11 protein-coding genes are annotated in these 9,821 nt (G+C 63.0%); 6 read left to right on the forward strand and 5 right to left on the reverse strand.

Translation table 11 applies throughout. From position 1 onward, the window contains the following. Nucleotides 1-524: recombinase family protein (locus tag Q7J44_RS00005; RefSeq protein WP_304875850.1), on the reverse strand; the 524-nt coding region annotated here is incomplete at its 3' end. Nucleotides 525-558: 34 nt separating this feature from the next. Here Q7J44_RS00005 and Q7J44_RS00010 point away from each other — a divergent pair. The 4 genes from Q7J44_RS00010 (at nt 559) to Q7J44_RS00025 (ending at nt 3,371) form a co-directional block, all read left to right on the forward strand. Beyond that, a complete protein-coding gene (locus Q7J44_RS00010) occupies nt 559-1,599 on the forward strand; it encodes an IS110 family transposase (protein ID WP_304875851.1) in 1,041 nt (346 codons plus the stop codon). A 436-nt stretch (nt 1,600-2,035) separates the two neighbouring features. Further along, entirely contained in the window at nt 2,036-2,662 is a 627-nt protein-coding gene (locus Q7J44_RS00015; RefSeq protein WP_304875852.1) for a recombinase family protein, read from the forward strand. Nucleotides 2,663-2,830: 168 nt separating this feature from the next. Next, nucleotides 2,831-3,076 (forward strand): type II toxin-antitoxin system ParD family antitoxin, encoded by a 246-nt coding sequence (locus tag Q7J44_RS00020; RefSeq protein WP_304875853.1) that lies wholly within the window; start codon nt 2,831-2,833, stop codon nt 3,074-3,076. Next, a complete protein-coding gene (locus Q7J44_RS00025; RefSeq protein WP_304875854.1) occupies nt 3,063-3,371 on the forward strand; it encodes a type II toxin-antitoxin system RelE/ParE family toxin in 309 nt (102 codons plus the stop codon). The genes Q7J44_RS00020 and Q7J44_RS00025 overlap by 14 nt, the downstream gene beginning before the upstream one ends. Nucleotides 3,372-3,375: 4 nt before the next feature. Here the strand turns inward: Q7J44_RS00025 and Q7J44_RS00030 are convergent, their stop codons facing one another. Next, entirely contained in the window at nt 3,376-4,473 is a 1,098-nt protein-coding gene (locus Q7J44_RS00030; RefSeq protein WP_370692927.1) for a tyrosine-type recombinase/integrase, read from the reverse strand. A gap of 126 nt (nt 4,474-4,599) precedes the next feature. Between Q7J44_RS00030 and Q7J44_RS00035 the strand changes: the two genes are divergently transcribed. After that, the gene (locus Q7J44_RS00035; protein WP_304875856.1) at nt 4,600-5,487 is read left to right on the forward strand and encodes a DUF1403 family protein; all 888 of its coding nucleotides are present in this window, start codon (nt 4,600-4,602) and stop codon (nt 5,485-5,487) included. Between the two features lie 2 nt (nt 5,488-5,489). Next, on the forward strand, nt 5,490-6,098 hold the full coding sequence (locus tag Q7J44_RS00040) for an SMC-Scp complex subunit ScpB (protein ID WP_045685784.1): 609 nt from the start codon (nt 5,490-5,492) through the stop codon (nt 6,096-6,098). Here the strand turns inward: Q7J44_RS00040 and Q7J44_RS00045 are convergent. Genes Q7J44_RS00045 through Q7J44_RS00055 form a run of 3 tightly spaced genes read right to left on the reverse strand, consistent with a single transcriptional unit; the run spans nt 6,095 to nt 9,667 of the window. Beyond that, entirely contained in the window at nt 6,095-7,126 is a 1,032-nt protein-coding gene (locus Q7J44_RS00045) for a TniQ family protein (RefSeq protein WP_296430497.1), read from the reverse strand. The two genes, Q7J44_RS00040 and Q7J44_RS00045, sit on opposite strands and share 4 nt — an antisense overlap. Further along, nucleotides 7,123-8,004: a TniB family NTP-binding protein gene (locus Q7J44_RS00050; protein ID WP_045685783.1), complete on the reverse strand. Its 882-nt coding sequence runs from the start codon at nt 8,002-8,004 to the stop codon at nt 7,123-7,125. Before Q7J44_RS00050 ends, Q7J44_RS00045 begins: the two co-directional genes overlap by 4 nt. A gap of 1 nt (nt 8,005) precedes the next feature. Beyond that, complete coding sequence (locus Q7J44_RS00055) at nt 8,006-9,667, reverse strand: Mu transposase C-terminal domain-containing protein (RefSeq protein ID WP_045685782.1); 1,662 nt, start codon at nt 9,665-9,667, stop codon at nt 8,006-8,008. Nucleotides 9,668-9,821: the final 154 nt, after the last annotated feature.

A 9,821-nucleotide genomic window follows, 5' to 3' on the forward strand; every position in this document is an offset into this window, starting at 1 on the left:
GTCTCGTTCAGGCGCTCGAGGTAGCCGTTCTGTCGCGCTAGCCGCACCTTTCGCAACGCCGCCGGATCACGGGCGCGCAAACCCGGATTGCCGCCTACCCTGCCTTTGGTTCTTGCGCTGGCCAGTCCCGCCTTGGTGCGATCCCGGATCAGGGCGCGCTCGAACTCGGCCGCGGCGCCCAAGACCTGCAAAGTGAACTTACCCTGCGGAGACGACGTGTCGATCGGGTCCATGAGCGAGCGGAAGAAGGCACCTTTTGCCTCTAGCCGTTCGATCACCTCGAGGAGGTGGGAGAGCGACCGCGCCAGACGGTCGATGCGCACCACCACCAGCGTGTCGTCCTTGCCGATCCGCTCCAGCACCCGCGCCAGCACCGGCCGGGCACGATTTCCGCCCGAGGCTTGCTCTTCATGGATCTCTGCGCAGCCCGCGGATTTCAGGGCTTGCGACTGGGGCAGGGGGGTCTGATCTTCGGTCGAGACATGACGTAATCGCGGGCGCACAACTTCAATGGACTGGTGCATCCTGCGGTCCTGCAGTTTTTCACAGGAGGATGACATGGCTGCCTTTGCTGCTTTGGACGTGTCGAAGAAAAGCACGTCAATTCATATTGTTGATGAGAAGGGCGTTTGCTTGTGGCGAGGCAAAACCCTCACCGACCCAGATGCTTTGGCCGAAGCACTGTCACCGTTTTCTGATGACCTTGCCCTCGTTGGCCTCGAAACCGGCAGTTGGACGACCTGGCTTTGGCATGAGCTGACCGAGCGGGGATTTCCAATGGTCTGCATGGACGCGCGTCAGGCGCATGCCGCCCTTTCGGTCACCATCAACAAGACCGATGCCAACGACGCCCAGGGGCTGGCACATCTGCTTCGGACCGGGCTTTTCCGGGAGGTACGGGTCAAAGGCTGGGAGGACATGCAAAAGCGCACTTTGTTGCGGGCGCGGTCAACCATGTTACGCTGCGTGCTTGATCTGGCCAATGCGATACGCGGGGCATTGCGCACCTTCGGGATTTCGCTGCCAGCGGGAACGGGCAATGGAGGTGCGAAGACCTTTGAACGCCGAGTTGTTGCTTGCCTGACCGCCCGCGCAGATCTCGCCATCATCATCGTTCCATTGCTGGAGGCGTGGCGTGCCGGACGAACGCAAGTGGCCCGCCACGAACGAGCCATCCGCGCAATTGTGCGGTCTGACCCGCGATGCCAGTTGATGATGACGGTTCCGGGTGTTGGCTATCTGACCGCCGTGGGGTTCGTCGGAGCGATTGGCGATCCGGAGACGTTTCGATCGGGACGGACCGCTGCGGCATGGATTGGGCTCACACCACGACGTTACCAGTCCGGAACGATCAATCAGCAGGGTAGGATATCTCGTCAGGGGGACAAGCTGCTCAGAGCCTATCTCTATGAGGCCGCTGCCCACATCCTGACTCGATCAAGCAAGGATAGCGCTCTTCGTCGCTGGGGGCTCAAGCTGCGCGACCGCATCGGGTTCAAGCGAGCAAACGTCGCAGTGGCCCGAAAGCTGGCTGTGGTGCTGCACGCGATGTGGCGGAGCGGGCGGCCCTTCGAAGCGGAAGGATGCGCAACCGGATGAACACATATCAAAGGCAGGTCCCCGAAAGGTAGGGCCGCCAAGGGATCCGCTGCCTGACAGCTGCGGGTGCGTCCACCGGGACGTGAGACATGAGGATCACCGCGATATGCGCGCGGCAATCGTTTTCGGACGAATTGCGCTTCGAGACATAGCGGGGTCCGTCTCGAACATCATGATGCGGCGGAGGCAAGTCTGACCGCGTAGACAACCCTGACCCCGGCCATGCATCCTACGGCACCATCCAGAAAGCGCTCTTCCCTGCGTCTCGAAAGGACTGCGAAAAACACTTGTTTGTCGTGATTTGCGCGACTGTTGGTCAGCGGGTGGGTTTCGCACGCTCGCAGCCTTACGAAAACCCCACATTAATCATTTGTCGAAAACAGGTCCTGCGGATAAGTTTTTCGTAAACTAGGGGTGTCACGAAAGGTCATCGACCATGGGCTTGATCGGCTATGCGCGGATTTCCACGATCGAGGGCGCGCAGGTCATGGACCGTCAGCTTGATGCTCTCAACGCCGCTGGCTGTGAGCGGATCTTTGAGGATCGTGCATCCGGGGCCAAAGCCGAGCGTCCCGGCCTATCGGCTTGCCTCGACTTCCTGCGCAGGGGCGATGTCCTCGTTGTTCTCGACCTGGACCGGCTGGGGCGACTGGCGGGCGAGCTGATCACTATGATCGACCAGTTGGAAGGGCGCGGCATCTCCTTCCGCGCCCTAAATGCCCCAATGGACACGACAACGCCTACAGGGCGGGCTTTCCTGCAGATTCAAGCCGCTTTTGCCGAAATGGAGCGCAACATCATTCGCCAGAGGGTGAACGAAGGGCTGGCCGCAGCCCGTGCCCGCGGCCGAAGGGGAGGGCGGCCACGCGTTATGACGCCGGAAAAACTGAGCTATGCCCGGCATCTGATGGCCGACAGCACGCGGTCCATTCCAGACATCTGCAAGGAACTTGGTGGGATCAGGCCGTCAACACTCTACCACTACCTGCACGCAGACGGGTCTCTGAAGACAGCAGGCCGTGATCTGGTTGAAAAAGCCGGGAAGGAAGAAGCGGGCGCTTGACGGATCAGCCGCGATTAGACAACGCGCGCGTAGCCGATCTGGGGCATCAAAACAGGCCGTTTGCAGTTTCCGATATCACCAATAAACGACGGTTTGAGAGAGAAGGGGAGGGCGCTCCGATTGCATCTTGGCAATCTTTGCCATATCTTTGCGGCAAAGGAGACCAACATGGGCACCATGAACATCTCGCTGCCTGACCCGATGAAGAACTGGGTCGAGGAACAGACGAAATCCGGACGTTATGCCAATTCCAGCGACTATGTCCGCGACCTGATCCGTCGCGACCGGATGCGGAGCGAGGCGATCGCAGAAATTCAGGCGGCCGTCGACTCAGGCCTCGCCAGTGGCCCTGCCGCCCCATTGGATCGGGAGGCTTTCAAGGCCCGGATGCGCGCTGAGCATGCCGGGTGGTAAGGGCTGGGCACTCCGGCCCGCTGCTGAAGCCGATCTTTCTGCGATCTGGTTGCAAGGGGCCTCAACTTGGGGCGTGGAACAGGCGGAGAATTATACCGACGCATTGTTCGCGCTCTTAGACCTTCTGGCAGAGTTTCCCGAGATGGCCAGGGAACGGGCGGAGTTCTCTCCTCCGGTACGCATTCATCCAAGCGGCTCGCATCTGGTGATCTATTGCCTGGAAGGGCAAGGGGTTGAAATCATCCGCATCCTGCATGCCCATCAGAATCTGTTGGCCTTCCTTCAGGAAGGCTGACCGGTCACAGCCCCGCTGCCTTCGTCAGGTTCACCCGGAACCTGTCCCTTCGCCGCTGGTAGCGCCGGGTCATCTCGGCGCTAGCATGGCCAAGCTGCTTCTGAACATAGCGCTCATCGACCTCGGCGCTGCTGGCGAGGCCAGCGCGAAGGGAATGGCCGGAGAAGAGGCGCAGCCGGTCAGCTTTGGAAAGCTCCGGCCGTAAACCTGCATTCTCGACGGTCTGCTTGATGAGGCGCGCGACATGCTTGTTGGAGAGCCGTTCTGCGGTGGCCTTCAGCCCGTTGCGGCTGACTGCGACGAAGAGCGGGCCGAAATCGATCTTCGAGTAGAGCAGCCATTGGCTAAGAGCATGAACCGGGCAGGTTTGGTCGCTCGACCCGCGGCCGATCTCCACCTTGCGCCAGCCGGTCTTGCCGCGCAGGGTGACCAGAACGTCACCTTCCAGCACCTCGACCCAGCCGCCACTGTCGGGCGTATCATCCTTGCCGTGATCAAGGCTGACGATTTCCGACCGGCGCAGCCCGCCCGCAAAGCCGATGAGCAGGATCGCCCGGTCACGCAGGCCGCGCAGATCGCGGGGGAGGGTGGCCAGCATGTCGCGCAGATCTTCGGGCAGGATTGCTTCCTTCTGCACGGGGGGCCGGGCATGCTTGCGCCGGATGCCGGCCAGCACCGTCGCAATATGGCGATCCTTGCGCTCCAACCGCGCGCCCCGCTGTACGTAGGCCCAGGCGAGGCCCGAGAGGCGGCGCTCGATCGACGCGACGGACAGGGCTGGGGCCTTGCCGTCCGGCGCTGCTAGATCGGCGATGTAGAGACCGATCAAATGGGGCGACGGGGGCAGGGGGTCTGTCCCCCGCATCCGGCACCAGCGGGCGAAGTGGGCCCAATCCTTGGCATAGGCCTTGAGCGTATTCTCCGACGCGGCTTGTCGGGCATAGTCCCGCGCGGTCTCAACCAGCCTGTCCAGCGTACCGGAGCCCGCGACCTGAGAGGGAAGGGCGATCATGTCGCGCTCCGTATTAGCGCTGTCGTCCCCCTCATTGCGATCGGGACGTTCCGGGGGTCCTAAAGGTGATTTCTCGGGCGTTTCGGTCATGGCCTTGAGCATATCCTCTTTGCGTCCGATAATGCAAACTTATTGGACATTGTGGAGCCGACAAAGCTGCGGCGCTATAAGTGCATTTATCTGGCAGAAAGCGCCGTCACAATATAGGCTGCCGACATGGGAAAATCGCGCGCTGAGCCTTTGGAAACCTTGCCGATGCTGCCCCCGCTGCCGGGCTGGATCGTCTCTGCGCCGTCCGAGACGCCGGAGGCGGCGGCTTTCCGGTCCGGGGCCGCGCTAGCGCATCTGGGTCAGGCAATGGCGTCGCGGGATGTGCCTCTGGCGCTGTGGCGCGATCGTCTGGCACTGACGGCGGCCGAGAACTGCGCTGCGATGGCGGGGCGAAGGGAAGGGCAGGGCGCCTTGCGCGATGCCCTGCACCTGACGGGACCGGGCGACGACCCCGGCCCGGCGGGGCGGATCGCACGACAGTGGTCACGCGCGGCGGCGCGGCCGGTTTCGGTCGCGCATCTGGTCAATACGCTGGACGGAGTAACGGCAGAGCGGATCGCGCTTTGCCTTGATGCCACCGGGCCGACCCCAGTGGACTGCGCGGCGCAGGTCGTCGAGGCGGTGCTGACCGATAGTCCGCGAGCCGAGGCCGCCGCCCTGATCCTGGCCGATGCCGCGTTGGCAAAAGCGTTGGGGGCAACGCATGTGCTGCCGCTTCTGGCGCTGACGCTCAAGCCCCGCGATATACGCTTGCGGGGCGATGATCTGCTGCTGGCCTGTCACCGCGCCGCTGTCTCTGCCGTTCGGCAGGCGCTGCCGCTGGCCGGCGATCTGGCCCGTGCGGCGGCCCGCCTTCGGGCGGTGGCCCCGAAGCTGCGCGCCAAGGCGGCGGGCCGGGCGGTCGATCTGTTCCTGTCGCGCGATGCGCTGGTGCCGGGCGCATTGGCCTTCATGTCGGATCGGGCCGCGCGACGGCTCTGCGACCGACTGGTGGCGCTCGGCGTCTTGCGCGAACTGACAGGGCGGGACACGTTCCGACTGTACGGGGTTTGAGCATGGGGCGGCGCGAGGACACAGAACTTGACCGCGAATTGCCCGTTCTTCCCCCTGAGCTGCGCTGGCGGGAATGGATGCGTCGGATCGAGGCGGTGCTGTTCGCAAGCACGACCCCGGTGGCGCGCGAGGATCTGGCGCGGGTCGTGGGGCAGGGTGCCTCAGTCGATCTGTTGATCGAGGATCTGGTAGTGGATCTGGAAGGCCGACCCTATGAGGTGGCACAGGTGGGCAAGGCGTGGATGCTGCGCACGCGCGCGGCCTATGCCCCAGCTATCCGCGCCGCGGCGGATGTGGGCGGCCAAGCGCTGAACCTGTCGGAATACGATCTGGCCGTGCTGGCGGCGATTGCGTATCACCAACCGGTCAGCCGCGACGGGTTGAAGGACATCTTCGGAAAAGAGATCAGCCGTGACCTGATCGGCCGACTTGCCGAGCGGGACCTGATCGGCACCGGCCCTCGCGAACCCCGCCGTGGCGCGCCTTATACCTTCGTCACCACCGAGGCGTTCTTGGCTGCCTTCGGGATGGAGTCCTTGCGCGACCTGCCAGACCCCGAGCAATTGGACGATGCAGGCTTAGCAGGTCCATCGGAAGCCACGGAAGGTTAGGCGACTGGCCAAGCCTCAACAGGAAATCGGCGACGTTGGTGAAGCCGGATTGCTGCCCGCAGCAAGGCGGCCAGATCAGGCTCTCTGGAGGAGGAGGTCGGCACCGGCCCGGCAGTTTCGCCAAGCCGATCTCTGAGCGTCCTGACCAACCCCTTGTGGTTTTCGGAGGCGCGGGCCAGCCCGAGCCAGAAGGTCAGCGGGCCGCGTTCTGTGGGGTCTCTTACCTCGATCTGCCGCTCTGACAACCGCTGGAAGAAATTGTAGCGAACCCGATGCGACAAGAATGGGACCGTTGATGTCGCCGTTCTGACGGGCACTGGGTGTTTCATAAGCTGCACGGCAAGAGACTTCCGGTCGTCCTGCGCGCGCTCAGCGGAATCAAGGCGCAGCAGATCGTCGATCAGCCGCTCGAGGCGCCGGGCGCCCGTGCTTGCCGGGCCAGTCGGTTTTGCGAGAGGGGCGTCGCAGAAGGCGCAGTACTGTTGTGGCACGAGGCGAGCCTGACGAAATGGCGCAAGGCTCTGCCCACAAGACGGGCAACGGTCGCGCAAGCGGCAGCCATGGCGAAAGCAGGACACGCGGGTTGCCAAGGTCCAGCTCCGCCGGAAATAGGGCACCTCGTCTTCCCCCAGGCAGGAGGGACAGAACTGCAACCAACAGGACTGCGCCGTCGATGTCCCTGCATCTTGCGGCCGGGTCCGCAGCCGCAAGCGCAGGGTCGAGAGTGGACTGTTGGCCAGACAAAGACCGTCGATCTCGTCGGGGCAGATCGCCGTATGGTCGAGCAGCAAGCGACGAACAGAATCCGGCAGATGCCGGTCAAGTTGCGCCGACCATGTCTCGCCGGCCACCCCGAGCACCGCTCCAAAATAGCGCGGCGGCACACCATTGGCATGTGCAAGCCGATGCAGCCAGCTTGACAAAAGCTCCCCAGGAGCTGGCCGGACGTCCACCGGCCAGCGATGCCCCGCGGCCACTCTATAGCGGCGGGCCGGGGAGACGGTGATCCTCTGCGCACCGCTGGTCATGTCATTGAATGGCGCAAGGCCGAGTTCCGTCGCCGTGACAGCGGTACATAGCCGAGGGCCATGACGGTGCTGGACGTGATCCTTTCCTCACCGCTCTCAACAGCTGCCACCGCCGTCCGGGTGACGATGTCGACCACCTCGCCAATCAGCCCTTCCGACAGATCATGGATCATTTTGGCCAGGGGAGGTCGTGAGAGGTTTGAGGCATGCGCAAGCGGCATGCTGGCCTCGAGACTGTCGAGAAGCGTGGCGAAGTCTTCGTCGAATCCCCACCGTGACACTGCGACCGTATCGAACCGCGAGCCCATTTCTTCAGTGTCGTGCAATGCATCATAGACAGCGATTTCGCCGACAAGCACGGGCGAGATGTCATGCACGCGTGCGATCCGCCGCAGGAACGAGAAGATTGCCTTCACATCCTGTCGGCGTCCGCGCAGAACACTGTGGAATTCGTCGAAGATGAGCAGGCGCGGCTTGACGCTGTCGAGAAGATGATCGACCTGTTCGCTGGCGCGGGACAGGCTACGCCAGCCGGCAGCTTGCGGGGCGCGCAGTCCGGACAGAATGCTGGCGTAGAAATGCGACAGGCCTGCCCCCTCCCGGGTCTGGATGACCCAGACCCTTTGCCGGTCGGCACGGCGCAGATGTTCGACGGCGAAGCGTTCGGCGATCATGGTCTTGCCGTTGTGATAGGGACCAGCAATCAACAAGCCGCGTGGACGGAGTGATGGCGGGCGTTCCAACAGCTGCCGCATCGCATCATGTGCCGCAGAGGCACCGGTATGGCCTATCCAGCGTGGCGCCCGAATATGAGCAATGCGGGTGGCAGCATCCGCATCGAGCAACGCTGAGGTTGATGGTAGGAGATGGTCGGCCATGCTACCAGGTCTCCACAGGAAAGACGCGGCGGGGTCGGTCAGGTTCTGGTCCGGTATGGGTCGCCTCCGAAACCTGCCCGACATTTTGATACGCCTTCGGCGCGTCTGCGGCGTGTCGGGCCCTGGTCATTTCCCGCAGGTGAGCCTTCTTGGATTTGGCCCCGGCGACGGTCGCCGCGATTTCCCGGCGCAGAAGCGTCTTTTCCTGCGCCGGTCGTTGTTGGCTCTCTCGCGTGCGCGCTCGGTCGGCTTCATGCTGCCAAAGGGTGATTGGCATGGTCACCCCATCCCGCCGCTTTACCGGACGCCAGATCCGCGTGTCGGGATCGGCGATGTAGATCCGGCTGATGTCCCGGGGGTCGTAGCATAGATCCAGAGGTGGCAACCGGTCACGGCGGGCGACGAGAGGCCCAAGCCATTGCTCGAAGTAGTCGGTGGCGAACAGGCTGACGCCCTGGGGAGAGATGCGGCGTGTTGTGCGGGGGAGAAAGTTGAGCAGGACTTGGTCAGGATCATCGATCGGCCGGTCCGTCGGTGGAAGTCGCAGCTCCCATTCGAGGCGAGGCACAGTCAGCTTGCGCGCGTTCTGGGTCTGGTTGTGATCGACGATTGCCAGGGCGATGCAACGCTCGAGGGCCGCGAAGGTCAGACTTGCCCTCTCATCGGACGAATAGTCGCCGCGATCCGCGATCGACCGTCCGGTCTTGCCAGGAAGAGAGCGAAGCACCGTGTTCACTTTTCCAAGGAGGCGCTCGACAACCCCACCTCGGTGAACTGTGCCCTTGTTCCGGGTTCGGACGGTGATCCCGAAGTCGGCGCATCCTTTCGTAAAGGTACTGCTCTGAAATTCCTTGGCGGAGTCCACGACGATCTGCTTAGGGCGGCCATGCATCACCCACGGGTGCGCGATCCCGCGTTCGGCCAGCCAGTTATCCTTGCTGCATATCGCATGGGCAAGGCACAAGGCGACCGAGAGCCGGGACGGACGCTCGAGGGTCAGACAGAAGCCGATGATGGCACTCGTCGCCACATCGGCGGCGATGGTCAGATAAGGTCTGCCAACGAAGATGCCATGATCGTCGATCACCTCGACGAACTGGATGTCGGCCGGGGTATGATCGATCTGGACGACCTCAAGGGCGTGGGCGGCACGGATGTATCCCGGACGCGGCTTCAGGCGGTGAAGATGCTTGCCACCGGAAAGCCGCCGCCGCGCGATCTCCTCTGGGGTGAACACGCGCGGGATCCGCTTGGCCACAGTGACATAGGACGGGGGCTTGTACCCTTCGCTGTCACAGCGCGCACGGATTTCGTCGACGATGGGCGCGAGATCGGGTTGCTCTGGCTGCAGCCACATCTTTCGCAAAGTGTCGGAAATGATGGCTTCCACGCTGGCCGATATCCTCGCACGCCGCGCGCCATTCGTCCGAGGAAGAAGCGACGAGACACGGCGGTCCTCCCGATACCGGGCGAGGTGATTGTAGACCTGACGCGTCGAAAGGCGCAGTTCCACCGCTGCCCGGCTGACAGCCTCCCGCATCGGCAAGTCGCCATCGAGAACCCGGTCAAGTTCGCGAGCGATCCGAACCGCCTTCGACCAAGCCTCGTCTGAAGCGCGGTAAGCTGCCCGCTCCAAAGGCCGATCTTTGCTGAGCGCTGTCATGCCGCCGTGCCCTTCAAAACCTATTGAAGTCCATAATGAAATTGAAATCGCAAAGCAGAAACCCGCGCCACTTCCGGAGGTACCTTGCGGAAATCATGTGAAAACCACGCAGTGAAATCGTGAAGGAAAAGCGACATTGGTTCCTGCCCGGTCC

It is taken from the genome of Pseudotabrizicola sp., from assembly GCF_030656345.1.
Taxonomy (GTDB): Bacteria; Pseudomonadota; Alphaproteobacteria; order Rhodobacterales; family Rhodobacteraceae; genus Pseudotabrizicola.

Coding starts and splice junctions, on each gene's coding strand:
- Q7J44_RS00020 (WP_304875853.1), top strand. CDS start 2,831: ATGGGCACCATGAACATCTCGCTGCCTGACCCGATGAAGAACTGGGTC.
- Q7J44_RS00040 (WP_045685784.1), top strand. CDS start 5,490: ATGGGGCGGCGCGAGGACACAGAACTTGACCGCGAATTGCCCGTTCTT.
- Q7J44_RS00010 (WP_304875851.1), top strand. CDS start 559: ATGGCTGCCTTTGCTGCTTTGGACGTGTCGAAGAAAAGCACGTCAATT.
- Q7J44_RS00035 (WP_304875856.1), top strand. CDS start 4,600: ATGGGAAAATCGCGCGCTGAGCCTTTGGAAACCTTGCCGATGCTGCCC.
- Q7J44_RS00025 (WP_304875854.1), top strand. CDS start 3,063: ATGCCGGGTGGTAAGGGCTGGGCACTCCGGCCCGCTGCTGAAGCCGAT.
- Q7J44_RS00030 (WP_370692927.1), bottom strand. CDS start 4,473: ATGACCGAAACGCCCGAGAAATCACCTTTAGGACCCCCGGAACGTCCC.
- Q7J44_RS00045 (WP_296430497.1), bottom strand. CDS start 7,126: ATGACCAGCGGTGCGCAGAGGATCACCGTCTCCCCGGCCCGCCGCTAT.
- Q7J44_RS00055 (WP_045685782.1), bottom strand. CDS start 9,667: ATGACAGCGCTCAGCAAAGATCGGCCTTTGGAGCGGGCAGCTTACCGC.
- Q7J44_RS00050 (WP_045685783.1), bottom strand. CDS start 8,004: ATGGCCGACCATCTCCTACCATCAACCTCAGCGTTGCTCGATGCGGAT.
- Q7J44_RS00015 (WP_304875852.1), top strand. CDS start 2,036: ATGGGCTTGATCGGCTATGCGCGGATTTCCACGATCGAGGGCGCGCAG.